The sequence below is a fragment of the Pantoea sp. PNA 03-3 genome (assembly GCF_003201175.1).
Taxonomy (GTDB): domain Bacteria; phylum Pseudomonadota; class Gammaproteobacteria; order Enterobacterales; family Enterobacteriaceae; genus Pantoea; species Pantoea stewartii.
This window is the reverse complement of sequence record NZ_QICO01000008.1, coordinates 37,232-53,614: the sequence shown is the minus strand read 5'-3', so window position 1 is coordinate 53,614 and position 16,383 is coordinate 37,232. Positions and strand designations below refer to the sequence as shown.

Here is a 16,383-nt window from a genome sequence, read left to right as displayed (position 1 = left end):
CACTTTCATGACTGGCGCTGCTTTGCATCCAGTCGGGCCTGGCGCCAGTTTAGCAGCGGCGTTACTGACACGCCGTGCACCACGATGCTGCATACCACCAGCGTCAGCGCCATATCAACCATCATCGTTGCCTGCGAGCCGCCCATACCATGGACCCAGGCAAACGCAATATAATTAAGACTACCTATACCGCGAATCCCCAGCCAGCCGATGAGCAAACGGTGAGGAAGCGATACGCCGCAACGCAGCGTGACCAGCCATACGGCGAGTGGCCGGACGACCACAAACAGCAACAGGCCGAGCATCACGCCCTGCATGTTCCAGTGATGGGCCAGCGTCACGCCGAGGACCACCATCATTGTGGCCGCCAGTAAACGCTCAATAGTATCGCCAAAAGACAGCGCGTCGCCTACCACTAAACCGACCGATTTCACCATACCGCTACCGTGTTGCTGTAAACGCTGGTTGGGATTGACCAGTGCTTCCGCAGGCAGCACCCGATCGTCATCCGGCATATCATCAGGCTGATAACGTTTGAACACACCCAGTTCAGCCCGACGTAATCCCAGGCCTGCCGCAAAGGTAGCCAGAAAGCCCGACGCGCCCAGCGATTCAGCAAGGGCATAGCTCAACGCAATGAGCGCCAGCGCCAGAAAGTCATTGGGTGCGACATCACCATGCGCATGACGAAGCCGTGCGGCCAGCAGGCCGACTAACCGCCCCAGACCAAACCCCAGCAGAATGCCGCCGCCAATGGCCCACACCACATCAATGGCTGCCCAGCGTGCCAGCATGCCCGTGCCCAGACTTTCACCGTTAAACAGCAACAGGGCCAGAATGAGTAACGGCAGCGCCGAACCATCATTCATGCCCGCCTCACTGGATATCGCAACGCGCAGGGCATCATCGTCCTGCGCATCGCTGACGGAAATCAGGCTGGCCAGTACAGGATCGGTGGGCGCAACAATAGCACCAAAGGCCAGCGCAATCGGCCACGACAGCCCCACCAGCCAGTGAGACAGCAGCGTCATTGCGGCGACCGTCAACAACATGGCCGGAAACGCCAGCAGGCTGCCCGCGCGCCATTGCCTGGCTTTCAGCGGCAGACGCAGCTTGAGCCCGGTGATGAACAGCGACGCGGCCATCGTTATCTCGGTAATATGCGCGACCAGTTCAGCATGGCGGAGGATATCGATTTCAATCACATCAAATCCCCACGGCCCACAGGCGATCCCGGTTAATAAAAAAAGACCAAAAGAGGTCACGGGGCCGCGGTGGATCCACCCTGATGCCAGCGACATTAATAACAGCAGACAGCCCGTCGCAGCTGTCCAGGCAATGAAGTTCATAACGCACCGTTTTAATTGAGTTTATGACTAAGCCTGGCACATTTGCTGGCGGGCGGAAGAATCAGTCCCTGAGGTGACGACTGGCGAGGCGGATCAACAGGCTGACAGCGGCGGCAACGGTGGATAACACGACAACGCCATTCCAGTCCCAGTGCGCCAACGCCAGGCTACCCAGTGCCGCCCCGCTGGCCATACCGATAAACACCACGGTAAACAGCAGGGCATTTAGCCGGCTACGCGCCTCGGGAACCAGACCGTAAATCAATGTCTGATGGGCCACCAGGGTCGCCTGCACGCCTAAGTCAAAACCTATTGTGCTGATAATAATGACGGCCAGTTGAGCAGACAGCGGCAGGAAAGGCAGTAAAAACATCAGCGCGAAAGAGAGCGTCACCAGACCGGCACCAAACTGGGTGACGCGCGCCGGGCCAATACGATCCGCCACGTTCCCGGCCAGCGGCGCCGCCAGCGCGCCTGCCGCCCCTGCCAGACCAAAAGCACCGGCAATGGCACTGTCAAAATGGAAGCGGTCGCTAAGCATGATCGCCAGCGTTGACCAGAACGCACTAAAACTCACGGAGAGCAGTCCCTGTGCCAGCGCCGCACGCCGCAGGGTTTGATGCGCACGCCATAAGTGCACCAGTGACAACAGCAGGCGGGGATAGCTTACCGACGTACCCGGCGTAAAGCGCGGCAGTACGCGCCACAGCGTCAGGCTGATCAGCAACACGGCCACAGCCGCAATCATGTACATGGTGCGCCAGCCAAAATACTCCGCCACCACACCGCTAACGACACGGGATAATAAAATGCCGACCAGTAAACCCGTCATCACCGTGCCAACCGTTTTACCCCGGCTGGCCACCGGGGCGAGCGCGGCCGATGCCGGAACAATATCCTGCGCCACGGTCGCCGTCAGGCCAGTGATAAAACTGGCGATAAGCAGTGCGCTGATGCCGCCGGAAAAGCCGCACAGCAGAAGCGCCATGACTAGCAGTAACCCTTTGATCAAAATAATGGTGCGACGATCGTGGCGATCGCCGAGCGGGGCCAGCAGCAGGATCCCCAGCGCATAACCCGCCTGGGTTAACATGGGCACCATACCGACGCTGCCGACGCTTATCTGGAACTGCTTGCTGATGATGTCGAGCATGGGCTGACTGTAGTAAATCGATGCCACGCTCAGACCCGCACCGGTTGCTAACGTAAAAACAAGGGGCGCAGGCAGGCGCTCAGTTGAATGCCGGTTCAGGTTATGTACCACTGTCATAGTGAAATCCTCGAAAAAAGCGTGTGGCAAGTAAAGCCTGTTTTTGGCATACGCGGTAGACTGATAAAAAACAAAAAGGTTATACGTGGGGCGCATGAGCAATTTCAGCAATAACGATCGTATCGCATTGATGCATACCTTTATTCGCATTGTCGAAAGCGGCAGTTTGTCTGCCGCCGCAGTGCAACTTGGCACAACGCAGCCCACTATCAGCCGTCGGTTGCAGGCGCTTGAGCACGGGCTCGGCGTGAAGCTGATACTGCGCACGACTCACGCGCTCAAGCTCACCGATGATGGCGAACGCTGTTATGCACAGGCACGTCAACTGCTCGCCACCTGGCATGCGCTGGAAGACGATCTGACCGGCGCAGGCAGCGATCCCGTCGGGACACTGCGGGTACGCGCGCCGCATGCATTTGGTCAGGATCAACTGGTCGCCCCGCTGGTGGACTTTATGCGCCGCTATCCCCGTTTACGCATAGAGTGGATGCTGAACGACAGAACACCCGATTTTGTGGCCGAGAACGTTGACTGCGCCATTCAGGTCGGCGCGCCTACCGATCCTTCGGTCGTGGCGGTGCTGCTGGCCGAAGTGCCGCGCATTGTTGTCGCGGCCCCTGAACTGCTCCGGCAGCATGCACCGATCACCCGGGTCGAACAGCTGGGCGCGTTGCCCTGGCTCGCGTTAACCAGCTTCTACCGTAACGAAATCGCGTTACAGCATCAGGACAAAGGTGAACCGGTGAATCTGCCGATCGCCCCTGTTTTAAGCAGCGACAGCCTCTATGCGGTACGCAAAGCTGCGCTGGCGGGCCTGGGGGCCGCCATCGTCTCGTCGTGGGTGATACAAGAGGATTTAGCAGAGGGCAGGCTGGTCCAGCTCATGCCGGAATGGCAGGCTCCGGCGTTACCGGTATGGCTGACCTATCCCTGGGCGAGCTATTATCCTGCCCGGCTGACTGCGTTTTTTGCCATGATCAAGGCGGTGTTGCCTCATCTGGCGGGGGCACGGCCGGCGTCAGGCTGACGCCGGCATCTCGCGGGAAAAGCGACGTCAGTCGCCGGCGCGGATAACGCATGCCGTCGGTTACACGTTTTTCTTCTCTGCCCGCGACATGCTGTCCAGCCAGCCCATCACAAAGGCCGACAAAACGAAGGTCAGATGGATGATCACGTACCACATCAGCTTATCATTTTCGACATTGCGCGCGTCCATAAACACCCGCAGCAGGTGGATGGAGGAGATAGCCACAATCGACGCCGCCACTTTGTTTTTCAGCGAGCCGGAATCCATCTTACCCAGCCAGCTCAGCTTCTCTTTGCCCTCATCAATATCGAGTTTGGAGACAAAGTTTTCATAGCCAGACAGCATCACCATCACGAGCAGCCCGCCGACCAGCGTCATGTCCACCAGTGACAGCAACAGCAGGATCAGATCGTTTTCTGCAATGCTAAAAATGTTGGGCAACAGGTGAACAATTTCCTGGAAAAATTTGATGGTCAGTGCCAGTAATCCCAGCGAAAGTCCAATGTAAACGGGAGCCAACAGCCAGCGCGATGCATACATCAGGTTTTCGGTAAAACGTTCCATAATTTCCCAGTCATAAGCAGTAAAGTCGCGCATTATAACCGATCATCTGTGAAGTTATTTCAGCCCTTCAGGAGAAATTTCAGGTGCGGGCGGCAAGGGTAAAGAAAGGCGGAAACAGGCCCCACCTTCCGGGCGATTTTCCGCCCAGATCTGACCGCCGTGACTCTCAATGATGGTTTTACAAATGGCCAGCCCCAGTCCGACGCCAGGCACGGCCGACTCTTTGTCGCCACGCGAAAACTTATCAAAAATACGGGTCATGTCCTGTTCCGCGATGCCCGGACCGCCATCCCAGACGGCAATTTCCAGGCGGGCATGATCACACCAGGCGCGGATCCCGCGCGGCACGCAGTTACCGGCGTATTTGAGGCTGTTTTCGATCAGGTTGGTAAACACCCGCTCCAGCAAGGTGCTGTCTCCCTTAATCAGGACGATATCCGCAGGCAGATCGAGTTCGACCGCCTTTCCTTTCAGCGACGGTGCCATGCTACTGAGCGCCCCGCCGATCACCTCTTCGAGAGCCAGCCACTCTTCCCGTAAATTCAGACCGCCGGACTGAATACGCGCCATATCCAGCATATTGCTGACCAGACGAATCGTGCTCAGGGTCTGTTCGCGAATCTGGCTGGCCTGGGGCACATATTTTGAATTATCACTGGCCAGGTCGAGCATCAGCATTTCCGCCTGACCAAACAGCACGGTTAAGGGCGTGCGTAAATCGTGAGACAGCGCCGACAACAGGGCATTGCGTAACTGTTCACGCTCGGCGGCCAGCCGCGAAGCCGCTTCACTCTGCGACAGCGCCAGACGTTCCAGCGCGTTCGCAATCAGGACGGTGAAGGTTTCTAACAGCCGCTGCTGTTCGGGAATCATCAGCTGGCGCACGTTTTCTGGCTCGACGACCAGCAGCCCGCGACAGGATTCTCCTACCTTCAGCGGCAGAATCTGGTAGGGCACGGCCGGTAACGTGTCTGTGCCTGCGCCGGCTGGCTGGCCTTTGCTGTAGCTCCATTTGGCGATAGCCCAGTCCGGTTCATTTCCCGGCAGCGCGTTGCCCAGGGTTTGCAGCTCGCCCTGCTCATCCGGCAGCAGCAGCAGGGATCGGGCCTGCAATGTGGCGTCGAGCACGCGCTGACTGGTGGCCGCGATATCCTCGGGTGTCAGACCGCTGCCCAACGATTTAGCCATTTCATACAGTTGCCGGGTGCGCTGTTCGCGATAACGGGCGACGCGCGCCTGGTAGCGCACGCCCGCCGTCAGGTTACCCACGATCACGCCGACCGCCAGCATTACGCCAAAGGTCACCAGGTACTGTAAATCGGAGACGGCAATCGTGCCTTTCGGTGCCACAAAAAACAGATCAAAGGCAATGATGTTGATGACGGTGGCGATCACGGATGGCCATCGGCCATAACGCAGGGCCACGATCACCACCGCCAGAAGGTAGATCATCACGCAGTTGGCCGGATCAAAGCTGATCAGCACCGATTGTCCGGCGGCGGTGACCAGAATACACAGCACCAGCGCCATCATGACGCCGCGCAACTGCATGCGCCATTTGTCGCTGTTAACCCGTTCGCTGGCTAAGGGATGCGGCGCATCCTGCATGGGCTCATTGAGTGCCACTACCAGCAAATCCAGATCCGGGCCCAGTTGCCCCAGCCGCTCAGCAAAACTGTCGCGTCGCCAGCGTCGCACGGGACGCCGTCCGGTCACAATCTTGCCCAGATCGTGTTCCCGCGCGTAGCGCAGCACCGCCTGGGCGTCGTCGGGATCGGAGAGCGTTGCCGTTTCCGCGCCCATCTCCTGCGCCAGTTTGAGCGTCCGCAAAATGGCGCGGCGACGGGCCTCCGGTAAGCGGTTGAGGCGCGGCGTTTCAACATAGACAGCATGCCATTCGCTGCCGAGCCGGGCGGCCAGCCGTGCCGCCGTACGAACCAGTTTCTCGCTGCCCGTATCGTCTCCGATACAGAGCAAAATCGCGTCGCGCGTGTGCCAGACCTTGTCCCGTCCCTGGCTGTCGCGCCAGGCGCGCATCTGGTCGTCTACCCGATCGGCTGTGCGGCGCAGTGCCAGCTCACGAAGCGCAAACAGGTTGCCTTTGCGGAAGAAATTTTCGATGGCCCGCTCGGCGCGATCGCCAATGTAGACCTTGCCCTCTTTCAGACGTTGCCGGAGATCGTCAGGCGGCAGATCCACCAGCACCACTTCATCGGCGCTGTCAAAAAACGGGTCTGGTACGGTTTCACGCACCTGAATGCCGGTAACGCCGCCGACCACATCATTCAGGCTTTCCAGGTGCTGAACGTTCACTGTGGTCAGCACATCGATGCCCGCATCCAGCAGTTCTTCAATATCCTGCCAGCGTTTGGGATGTCGCGAGCCTTTCACGTTGGTATGAGCCAGTTCATCCATCAGGATGACCGCCGGATGACGTGCCAGCGCGGCATCCAGATCGAATTCAGCATGGCGGGATCGGCCGGTAGCGCGACGCGGCAGCACCACCAGTCCGTTAAGAAGCTGGGCCGTTTCCGGCCGCTCGTGGGTTTCCACCACGCCGACCAGCACGTCGAGTCCCTGGGCACGGAGCCGCTGCGCCTCCTGCAGCATGGCGTAGGTTTTCCCTACCCCCGCACAGGCACCAAAATAGATCTTGAGCTTACCGCGATGGCTGTCACTGTTGGCCTGTAACAGCGCATCCGGATCGGGGCGCAGCGGTTCGTGATTCATAGCGTCCTTTTACTTATTTAAGATCGTTCAGCGCCAGATTGAGTTGCAGCACATTCACCGTGGGTTCGCCGATAAATGGGAGCAGCGGACGTTGGGTCAGGCTGTCCACCAGCGCATCCACTTTCGCCAGCGGCAACTGACGGGCCGCCGCCACGCGCGGTGCCTGCCACAGCGCTGCCTGTGGCGAAATCTCTGGATCAAGCCCACTGGCTGAACTGGTCACCAGATCCACCGGCACCGGCCCATTGGCCTGCGGATTGGCTGCACGTAACGCGGCAACGCGTTCAGCCACCGCTTTGTCGAGTGCCGGATTACTCGCGGCCAGGTTACTGCCACTGGATGCCAGGGGATTATACGGTTTGTCGCCGGTGGCAGAAGGACGGCCCCAAAACTCGCCAGGCTGGCTAAAAGCCTGCCCAATCAGTGCAGAGCCCCGTTCTTCACCTTCTACCTTTAACAGCGATCCGTTAGCCTGCCAGGGAAACAGCCACTGCGCCAACCCGGTCGTGAGCAAAGGATAAACTACGCCACATACAACCGTTAGCAGCAGCAGCAGAAAAATTGCCGGACGTAACTGACTCATTTTATTCTCCTCAGGCCATACCAAACAGCACAAGCAACATATCGATCGCTTTGATACCGATAAACGGCACCAGCAGTCCACCTAATCCATAAATCAGCAAATTACGGCGCAGCAGTGATGCGGCGCTTAATGGCCGGTAGCTCACGCCTTTTAAGGCCAGCGGAATCAGGAAGACGATTACCAGGGCATTAAAAATCACTGCCGACAGAATCGCGGAGGACGGTGAGTGCAGCTCCATCACGTTGAGCATATTGAGCTGAGGATACGTAGCCGCAAACGCCGCCGGAATAATGGCGAAGTATTTGGCTACGTCGTTGGCGATACTGAACGTGGTTAACGATCCGCGCGTCATCAACATCTGTTTACCGATATGGACCACTTCCAGCAGCTTGGTCGGGTTGGAATCCAGATCGACCATGTTGCCTGCCTCTTTTGCGGCCTGCGTCCCCGAGTTCATCGCGACCGCGACATCGGCCTGCGCCAGCGCAGGCGCATCGTTGGTGCCGTCACCGGTCATCGCCACCAGGCGGCCTTCGGCCTGATACTGACGGATCAGCGCCAGTTTGGCTTCGGGTGTCGCTTCCGACAAAAAGTCATCCACGCCCGCTTCGGCTGCAATCGCGGCGGCGGTCAGCGGGTTATCACCGGTAATCATCACGGTTTTAATGCCCATTTTGCGCAGTTCGGCAAAGCGCTCTTTGATCCCGCCCTTGACGATATCTTTCAGCGCGACCACGCCCAGCACTTTCGGGCCTTCAGCGACCACCAGCGGGGTGCCGCCCGCCCGGGCAACCTCTTCTACCCGGGCGTTTACTTCTGCCGGGAACGCACCGTGACTGGCTTCAATATGACGGCGCACCGCATCGACCGCCCCTTTACGAATCAGGCGGTTCTGCACGTTCACACCGCTCATGCGCGTCTGGGCTGAGAAGGGAATAAAACTGGCTCCCATGCTGCTCAGGTCCCGCTCACGCAGATTAAATTTTTGCTTCGCCAGGACCACGATACTGCGACCTTCCGGCGTTTCATCCGCCAGCGAGGCCAACTGGGCGGCATCGGCAAGCTGTTCTTCTGTGACGCCGGGGGCCGGTAAAAACTGGGTCGCCTGGCGGTTACCCAGTGTGATGGTGCCGGTTTTGTCCAGCATCAGCACGTCCACATCCCCGGCCGCTTCGACAGCACGACCACTGGTGGCAATCACGTTTGCCCCCAGCATTCGGCTCATCCCCGCAACGCCGATGGCGGAGAGTAAACCACCAATCGTGGTAGGGATCAGGCACACCAGTAACGCAACCAGCACGGTGATGGTCACCGGCGTACCGCCCCAGGCGGAGAACGGCCACAGCGTGACGGTAGCTAACAGAAACACAATCGTCAGGGACACCAGCAGAATCGTCAGGGCGATTTCATTGGGCGTTTTACGGCGCTGTGCGCCTTCCACCATCGCGATCATGCGATCCAGGAAGGTTTCGCCGGGGTTTGCACTGCAGGTGATGACCAGCCAGTCGGACAGAATACGCGTCCCGCCGGTTACCGAGGCAAAGTCACCGCCCGATTCACGAATCACCGGCGCGGATTCCCCGGTGATGGCACTTTCATCAACCGATGCACCCCCTTCGACCACCTCACCATCGCACGGGATAACGTCACCCACTTCCACTAATACCGCATCCCCTTTGCGCAGCTCATCGGCCGCAATCTGCTGCCATTTTGCACCGTAATGCGCAGCCGACAGTTTTTTCGCAAAGCTGGTTTTTTTGACGCCTTTCAGGCTGTTCGCCTGGGCTTTACTGCGCCCTTCGGCCAGCGCTTCTGCCATGTTCGCAAACAGCACGGTAAACCACAGCCAGACAGACACCGCGCCGGTAAAACTGGCGCTGCCGCTCTGATAGCCAGTAGACATCAGCACCGCCAGTACCGTGGTCAGGAGACTGCCCAGGTAGACGACAAACATCACCGGATTACGAAACTGAACGCGTGGGTCGAGTTTTTTCACGGCATCGATTGCTGAAGTGCGCAAGAGCGCTGCGTCAAACACCTGTTGTTGACGACTCATGATTAATGTCCCTGAATAAGTTGCAGATGCTCGGCTACCGGACCCAGAGCCAGAGCGGGGATAAAGGTCAGTGCGCCCACCAGCAGGACGGTGCCCACCAACAACGCGATAAACAGCGGACCATGCGTTGGCAGCGTCCCGTTACCGACCGGCTGAATTTTTTTACCGGCCATAGAACCGGCAATCGCCATTACCGGCAGGATGATGCCAAAGCGCCCCAGGAACATGCAGATGGCCAGCAAAACGTTCCAGAACGGCGTGTTCGCGCTCAGACCGGCAAAGGCACTGCCGTTGTTGTTAGCGGCCGACGATACGGCGTATAACACTTCACTGAAGCCGTGGGTGCCTGGGTTAGCCATACCGGCCCGGCCAGCGTCGGTCATCATGGCGATGGCTGTACCGATCAGCACCAGCGCGGGCGTCACCAGAATGGCAAGGGCGGTCATTTTCATTTCCCAGACTTCGATTTTTTTGCCGAGAAACTCGGGAGTACGGCCAATCATCAGTCCGGCGATAAACACCGCCAGCAACACGAACAGCAACATCCCATACAGGCCCGCACCGACACCGCCGAAGATCACTTCGCCCAGTTGCATCAGCAACATAGGTACCATGCCGCCCAGGGCCGTGAACGAGTCATGCATCGCATTCACCGCACCACAGGACGCGGCGGTGGTGATAACCGCAAACAGGCTGGAATTGAGAATGCCAAAGCGCGTTTCTTTTCCTTCCATATTGATGGCGCTGTCCGCGCCCAGCGTCAGGAAGTGCGGATTCCCGTTCACTTCCGCCCACATCACGAAGGCCGCCGCCACAACAAACATCAGCGTCATTGACCACAGCAGCATGTTGCCCTGACGACGGTCTTTCACACATTCGCCAAAGGCAAAGCACAGCGCGGCCGGTATCAGGAAGATACTGAGCATCTGCACGAAGTTGGTCAGCGCGGTGGGGTTTTCAAACGGGTGAGCAGAGTTCGCGTTAAAAAAGCCGCCGCCGTTGGTGCCCAGCATTTTGATGGCTTCCTGCGAGGCCACCGGGCCCATTGCCAGCGTTTGCTGCGCCCCATCCAGGCCGGTAATCGTCTGATAAGGCAGGACGTTCTGAATGCTGCCCTGGCTGACAAAAAACAGCGCCATCAGCAGACTGACGGGCAATAACACGTAAAGCGTCACGCGCGTCAGATCGCGCCAGGCGTTACCCAGGGTTGCAATCGAGCGATTCGCAAAGCCCCGAATCAGGGCAAAGGCGACAGCGATACCGGTCGCGGCAGAGAAAAAGTTCTGCACGGTCAGGCCCACCATCTGGCTGAAATAGCTCAGGGTGCTCTCGCCTGAATAAGCTTGCCAGTTGGTGTTAGTGACGAAGCTAATCGCGGTGTTAAGCGCCAGATCCCAGCTCAAGGCCGGAAAGTGTTGTGGATTGAGCGGGAGCTTGTCCTGAAGCAGCAGTATAGCCATCAGGAGGATCAGGCCGAACAGGTTGAACAGCACAATGGCCAGCAGGTATTGCGGCCAGCGCATATCGCCTTGCTGTACCCCGGCGACGCGCCAAAACAGCGCTTCGGCACGGGTAAAAAGGGGTTTGTCCGCCACCAGCGCTGCCAGACCACGTCCCAGCGGCTGTGCCAACACCATCAGCACCAGCAGATACACCGCGATCAGTAAAAATGCATTGGCCGCCATCAGAAGGCCTCCGCATTCAACAGGGCATACACTAAATAGCCCAGCAACAACACGACCAGCACAATGCCGGTTATCACGCCTGCACTCACAGCAACCTCCAGAGGTTTGGATTTGCTGAATAGCTTGCGCTGAGTCACATAAAGAAAGGGTTAAAAAGCACTGGCACGCTGTAAAAAAGGTATAAAAATGGCGACGTTGGCTCAGGCAACGTCCAGCAACCAGACCCGGTTGAGGTCGATCGTTGGCCAGGCCGCGAGACTCTCCGAGCAGACAATGCTGTCCGTGCAAAAACTGTCCCCCAGATCGACCACTTCTGGTCTGACGGGGCGCTTAGCGTGCAACGACCAGAAAACATGTACGCGCGGCTTCTGAAGCGATTGTTCGCCCGCCTTGACCACCAGTGCAATACGTCCCGATGCCAGCCGCACCAGCGACCCCACCGGATACAGACCGATTGTCGTAACGAACGCATGCAGCAGCGTTGTGTCAAAATGCCCGCGCCAGGCCAGCATCGACTGTAAAGCCTGTGCGGGTGTCCAGCCCTCGCGGTAAGGACGCGTTGAGGTCAGGGCATCGTACACATCACAAATGGTGGCCATACGGGAATAGACGCTAATCTCATGGCCTTTATGGCGGTAGGGATAACCGCTGCCGTCATATTTTTCATGATGATGCAGGGCAATATCGACCAGGTCATCCCCTGCGTTCGCTTCCATCAGCATCTGTGCACCCGCTATCGGATGCTCGCACATGATGGCAAACTCGTCGTCGCTCAGCTTATCCGGTTTATTCAGGATACTGAGCGGTACGGCCGCTTTGCCAATGTCATGTAACAACCCTCCCATGCCAACGCGCTGAAGTTGCTGCGCATCCAGGCCGAGCTTTTTACCCAGGGCGATCATCAAGCCGCAGACCGCCATGGAGTGCAGGTAGGTGTAATTATCGTGATCTTTCAGTTGTGCCACGCGCAGAAGTGCGCTGGGCTCGCGCTCAATCGAACCGGCTATTTTATCCACAATATCAATCATACTGCTCAGATCGAGGCCGCAACCCATTCGCGCTTCGTTAAACAGCGCCAGGACCTTGATTTTGCCTTGTTCAAACAGCTGCTGTGCCTGTTCACGTTCCTGCGTAAAGGGAGCCTGCTGGCAGGGTGCGGTATGGACTGGCTCAGGAGGTGGTGATGAAATCGATTTCTCTTCATCAATCCATAACCGCTGAATACCTTCACGCCGGAACATCGCAACCTGCTGCGGATCGGTGATCAGCATCTGATTACGAATACGTTTGTCTTTAAACCACCAGACCTCAAGTTTGTGGACGAACATGCCCGTTTTCAGTTCGTCGATCGTTATTAGTTTTATCACAATCGCCCTCCAGAGCATCAGTGGGTGATACCGTCATATCGGCAGGCGATGGGTTTTATGCAGGGCATTTTGTGCGAACTGTGGCACAGAACAACGTTTAAACATGTTGCGCGACTTTTGACCTTAACGCCGCGCGCAAAAACGGGCAATGCGCGGTCGTTACGCCACGTTGAGCAGTTTGGCCATCATCACCACATCATGAAGTTTACCTTCACGTAAGGATGCCTGACGACGCACCCCTTCGCGCTCAAAACCCAGCCTTTCATACAGCGCCAGCGCCCGATGATTGTCATGAAACACCTCAAGCTCTATGCGGGTAATGCCCAGCCAGTTACGTGCATAATCCATTGCCGTGCGGATCAACAGCTCGCCAATGCCGCGCCCTGAGAACGCCGGATTGACACCGATACCGAAGCTGATGCAGTGACGCGTACGCGGATTATGATTTGTAAACAAGGTCAGCTCACCAACCATTTCGCCGTCTACTTCGGCAACAAAATTGATGAAGCCCTCGGCATCCATTTTTGCGAATTTCTTTTCCCAGGTGGCGACGCTGGGAAACGGCAATTGCAGCGTCCAGGGGAAAACCGCCGGATGGCCATAAAGACGTTGGTAAGCCGCTGCATCATGCGGTTCACGGCCGCGCAGAGTGATATCCATAGAGAATCCTTTTTTTAATCGGGCGTACACATGCACTAAGCTGTAATTCTTATCGAACGGAAAGAGTAACTGTATGTTGTATCGTCGTTTCGAACGTTTTATCAATATTTTTCAGGATGCCCCCACCGATATGCCGCCCTCACGGGTCTGGCCTTTTTATTTTTACTACCTGCGCCAGGTGTGGCCGAGCTTCGCCGCACTGCTGGTGGTGGGGCTGGTGGGCGCGCTCATTGAGGTGGCGCTGTTCAGTTATCTGAGCCGCATCATTGATCTGGTTAACCATTCCACCCCGGCTACGCTGTTCCACGATAACTGGCCAACCTTACTCTGGATGGGCTGCGTCGCCCTGATACTGCGGCCGGTGTTTATTGCGCTGCACGATATGCTGGTTCACCAGAGCATTAATCCCGGCATGACCAGCATGATTCGCTGGCAGCACCACAACTACGTTCTGCGTCAGAGCATGAATTTTTTCCAGAACGATTTTGCGGGCCGGATTGCGCAGCGCATTTTGCAAACCGGTAACTCGCTCCGCGATTCTGCGGTGCAGTTGGTCGATGCCATCTGGCATGTGCTGATCTACGCCGCGACGGCGCTGGTGCTGTTCGCCGAAGCGGACTGGCGTTTGATGATTCCGCTCATTATCTGGATTGTGCTTTACAGTGCGGCGCTGCGCTATTTTGTGCCGCGCGTAAAGGCCCGTTCCGTGGTGTCCTCAGAAGCGCGCTCGAAACTCATGGGCACGATTGTGGATGGTTACACCAATATCGCTACCATCAAGCTGTTCGCCCATAGCGACCTGGAGCGGCAGTACGCACGTGAGGCGATTCAGGAGCAGACAGACAAAACGCAGCAGGCTAACCGCATGGTAACCAGCATGGATTTGACGCTGTCGACGCTGAACGGCGTTCTGATTGTCGCCACGTCCGGCCTGGCGCTGTGGCTGTGGAGCGCATCGCTGATTAGCGTCGGTGCCATTGCCCTGGCGACCGGCCTGGTTATCCGTCTGGTTAATATGTCCGGTTGGGTGATGTGGGTGGTGAACGGCATTTTTGAAAATATCGGCATGGTGCAGGACGGACTGAACACCATTTCCCAACCGCTTAGCGTGCAGGATGCGCCCCAGGCGAAACAGCTCAGAGTGACGCAGGGGGAGATTCGCTTCGACAACATCCGTTTTAACTATGGTGGCGAGCGGCAGGTGATTAATGGCCTGAACCTGACCATTAAACCGGGGGAAAAGATTGGCCTGATTGGACCTTCCGGTGCCGGAAAATCGACGCTGGTCAATCTGCTGTTGCGTCTTTACGACCTGAACGGCGGGCGCATCCTGATTGACGGTCAGTGTATTGCCGAGGTGACGCAGGAAAGCCTGCGCAGCCAGATTGGCATGATCACCCAGGATACCTCGCTGCTGCACCGCTCTATCCGCGAAAATCTGCTCTATGGCCGGCCCCATGCCAGCGAGGAAGAACTGCAACTGGCTATCCGTCGTGCCCGCGCCGACGAATTTATCCCGCTGCTGTCGGATTCCCAGGGCCGGACAGGGCTGGATGCGCATGTCGGTGAGCGCGGCGTAAAACTGTCTGGCGGGCAGCGTCAGCGTATAGCCATTGCGCGCGTGTTGCTGAAAGACGCGCCGGTTCTGATCATGGATGAAGCCACTTCCGCCCTTGATTCAGAGGTGGAAGCGGCGATTCAGGAAAGCCTGGAGTCGCTGATGCAGGGTAAAACGGTGATTGCCATCGCTCACCGTCTGTCCACGATTGCAAAAATGGACCGGCTGGTGGTGCTGGAACACGGCCAGATTGTCGAAATCGGTAGCCACCAGGAACTGCTGGCACAAAATGGCCTGTATGCCCGGCTCTGGCAACACCAGACCGGCGGGTTTGTCGGGGCGGACTAGTCGCCGCGTCGGTAGGGCAAGGCGTCCCTCGCTTCCTCGGCCCACAGGTGAACGCCCTGCCGCTCCTGCTGCAAAAAATCGTCAACGGCGGCGCGCAGGCCGGGATGACACAGGTAGTGCCAGGAGTGGGTAATCTGCGGTTCGAAACCACGCACCAGCTTGTGTTCGCCCTGCGCGCCCGCATCGAAGCGTTGCAGGCCTTCGGCGATGGCGAAATCCATCCCCTGATAAAAACAGGTTTCGAAGTGAAGCTGGTTAAATTCCGCCAGGCAGCCCCAGTAGCGGCCATACAGGCTTTCCCCGCCTTTAAGGTAAAAAGCCATCGCTGCGGGCTGCTGCTGCAAACGGGCAATGACGACGCGAATGTTTTCCGGCAGACGCGCGGCCAGCAAGCTAAAAAAGGCACGCGTCAGATAAGGACGCTGACCGCGCACCGCGTACGTGTTGGCATAGCAGGTGTACACAAAATCCCATTGATCTTCACGCAGTTGATCGCCGCGATACCAGTCAAATTCAAAGCCGTTCAGGGCGACCTGCTCCCGTTCCTTGCGCAGCTGTTTGCGCTTGCGTGACATCAACGTATCCAGAAAGTCCTGGAAGTCGCGATAGCCGCGATTGTGCCAGTGATACTGGCAGCCCAGCCGCGCCAGCCAGTCGGGTTGTTCCGCCAGCAGCGCGTTAGCGTGAGAGTCGGTGAAATTGATATGCGCGCCACTCAACGCCTGGCGCTCCAGCCAGTCTGGCAGCCTCGACAGCAGACGGATAGCGGCATCGGATTTGCCCAGCACGCGCGCGCCCGTTACCGGGCTGAAGGGAATGGCACCGAGCCATTTCGGATAGTAAGCGATACCGGCTCGCTGACAGGCATCGGCCCAGGCGTGATCGAACACGTATTCACCCTGTGAATGGCTTTTTTGGTAGCCGGGTAGCGCGGCGCAGAGTTCACCCTGCTCACGCCAGACCAGATGGGCTGGCTGCCAGCCCCGTTCCGGCCTGACGCTGCCGCTGTCTTCAAGGCTCAGCAAAAAGGCATGGCGCAAAAAAGGCTGATCATCAGGCAGCAGCGCATCCCATTCAGCGGCGGGAATGTCGGATAATGTGCTCAGGGTAAACAACGACATGCATAACTCCAGACGGCAAGCGGTGACGTTTCAGTCAAGCAGGTTTTACGTTACAGGGAAAGGGA

At 57.7% G+C, this 16,383-nt stretch carries 13 protein-coding genes; 2 read left to right on the top strand and 11 right to left on the bottom strand.

Features of this window, described 5'->3' with window-relative positions; translation table 11 throughout:
* Window positions 1-5: 5 nt before the first annotated feature.
* On the bottom strand, window positions 6-1,349 hold the full coding sequence (locus C7433_RS18685; protein ID WP_006121128.1) for a sodium:proton antiporter: 1,344 nt from the start codon (window positions 1,347-1,349) through the stop codon (window positions 6-8).
* A gap of 61 nt (window positions 1,350-1,410) precedes the next feature.
* Window positions 1,411-2,619 carry an MFS transporter gene (locus tag C7433_RS18680; RefSeq protein WP_110268747.1) on the bottom strand — a complete coding sequence of 403 codons (1,209 nt, stop codon included), beginning with the start codon at window positions 2,617-2,619 and terminating at the stop codon, window positions 1,411-1,413.
* A gap of 94 nt (window positions 2,620-2,713) precedes the next feature.
* Here C7433_RS18680 and C7433_RS18675 point away from each other — a divergent pair, with 94 nt between their 5' ends.
* Entirely contained in the window at window positions 2,714-3,646 is a 933-nt protein-coding gene (locus tag C7433_RS18675; protein WP_006121130.1) for a LysR family transcriptional regulator, read from the top strand.
* 60 nt (window positions 3,647-3,706) lie between these two features.
* Here C7433_RS18675 and C7433_RS18670 read toward each other — a convergent pair whose 3' ends face one another.
* The 8 genes from C7433_RS18670 to C7433_RS18635 form a co-directional block, all read right to left on the bottom strand.
* A complete protein-coding gene (locus tag C7433_RS18670; RefSeq protein WP_006121131.1) occupies window positions 3,707-4,210 on the bottom strand; it encodes a TIGR00645 family protein in 504 nt (167 codons plus the stop codon).
* Between the two features lie 54 nt (window positions 4,211-4,264).
* The gene (gene kdpD, locus C7433_RS18665) at window positions 4,265-6,940 is read right to left on the bottom strand and encodes a two-component system sensor histidine kinase KdpD (RefSeq protein ID WP_110268702.1); all 2,676 of its coding nucleotides are present in this window, start codon (window positions 6,938-6,940) and stop codon (window positions 4,265-4,267) included.
* Window positions 6,941-6,953: 13 nt separating this feature from the next.
* Entirely contained in the window at window positions 6,954-7,523 is a 570-nt protein-coding gene (gene kdpC, locus C7433_RS18660; RefSeq protein ID WP_006121133.1) for a potassium-transporting ATPase subunit KdpC, read from the bottom strand.
* 10 nt (window positions 7,524-7,533) lie between these two features.
* Window positions 7,534-9,579: a potassium-transporting ATPase subunit KdpB gene (kdpB, locus tag C7433_RS18655; protein ID WP_110268701.1), complete on the bottom strand. Its 2,046-nt coding sequence runs from the start codon at window positions 9,577-9,579 to the stop codon at window positions 7,534-7,536.
* 2 nt (window positions 9,580-9,581) lie between these two features.
* A complete protein-coding gene (gene kdpA, locus C7433_RS18650; RefSeq protein WP_110268700.1) occupies window positions 9,582-11,264 on the bottom strand; it encodes a potassium-transporting ATPase subunit KdpA in 1,683 nt (560 codons plus the stop codon).
* A complete protein-coding gene (kdpF, locus tag C7433_RS18645; protein WP_033738296.1) occupies window positions 11,264-11,353 on the bottom strand; it encodes a K(+)-transporting ATPase subunit F in 90 nt (29 codons plus the stop codon). The genes kdpA and kdpF overlap by 1 nt, the downstream gene beginning before the upstream one ends.
* Window positions 11,354-11,464: 111 nt before the next feature.
* A complete protein-coding gene (locus tag C7433_RS18640) occupies window positions 11,465-12,631 on the bottom strand; it encodes an HD-GYP domain-containing protein (RefSeq protein WP_110268699.1) in 1,167 nt (388 codons plus the stop codon).
* Between the two features lie 159 nt (window positions 12,632-12,790).
* Window positions 12,791-13,291, bottom strand: a complete 501-nt coding sequence (locus C7433_RS18635) for a GNAT family N-acetyltransferase (RefSeq protein WP_058708212.1) — start codon at window positions 13,289-13,291, stop codon at window positions 12,791-12,793.
* A gap of 73 nt (window positions 13,292-13,364) precedes the next feature.
* Here C7433_RS18635 and C7433_RS18630 point away from each other — a divergent pair, with 73 nt between their 5' ends.
* Entirely contained in the window at window positions 13,365-15,197 is a 1,833-nt protein-coding gene (locus tag C7433_RS18630) for an ABC transporter ATP-binding protein (protein WP_006121138.1), read from the top strand.
* On the opposite strand, the gene C7433_RS18625 is transcribed toward C7433_RS18630, so the two are convergent.
* Entirely contained in the window at window positions 15,194-16,318 is a 1,125-nt protein-coding gene (locus C7433_RS18625; RefSeq protein ID WP_110268698.1) for a GNAT family N-acetyltransferase, read from the bottom strand. The two genes, C7433_RS18630 and C7433_RS18625, sit on opposite strands and share 4 nt — an antisense overlap.
* Window positions 16,319-16,383 lie beyond the last annotated feature (65 nt).

Bases quoted from the DNA above. Each gene is read 5' to 3' on its own strand.
- C7433_RS18685 (WP_006121128.1), bottom strand. From the start codon at position 1,349: ATGAACTTCATTGCCTGGACAGCTGCGACGGGCTGTCTGCTGTTATTA.
- C7433_RS18680 (WP_110268747.1), bottom strand. From the start codon at position 2,619: ATGACAGTGGTACATAACCTGAACCGGCATTCAACTGAGCGCCTGCCT.
- C7433_RS18675 (WP_006121130.1), top strand. From the start codon at position 2,714: ATGAGCAATTTCAGCAATAACGATCGTATCGCATTGATGCATACCTTT.
- C7433_RS18670 (WP_006121131.1), bottom strand. From the start codon at position 4,210: ATGGAACGTTTTACCGAAAACCTGATGTATGCATCGCGCTGGCTGTTG.
- kdpD (WP_110268702.1), bottom strand. From the start codon at position 6,940: ATGAATCACGAACCGCTGCGCCCCGATCCGGATGCGCTGTTACAGGCC.
- kdpC (WP_006121133.1), bottom strand. From the start codon at position 7,523: ATGAGTCAGTTACGTCCGGCAATTTTTCTGCTGCTGCTGCTAACGGTT.
- kdpB (WP_110268701.1), bottom strand. From the start codon at position 9,579: ATGAGTCGTCAACAACAGGTGTTTGACGCAGCGCTCTTGCGCACTTCA.
- kdpA (WP_110268700.1), bottom strand. From the start codon at position 11,264: ATGGCGGCCAATGCATTTTTACTGATCGCGGTGTATCTGCTGGTGCTG.
- C7433_RS18635 (WP_058708212.1), bottom strand. From the start codon at position 13,291: ATGGATATCACTCTGCGCGGCCGTGAACCGCATGATGCAGCGGCTTAC.
- C7433_RS18630 (WP_006121138.1), top strand. From the start codon at position 13,365: ATGTTGTATCGTCGTTTCGAACGTTTTATCAATATTTTTCAGGATGCC.
- C7433_RS18625 (WP_110268698.1), bottom strand. From the start codon at position 16,318: ATGTCGTTGTTTACCCTGAGCACATTATCCGACATTCCCGCCGCTGAA.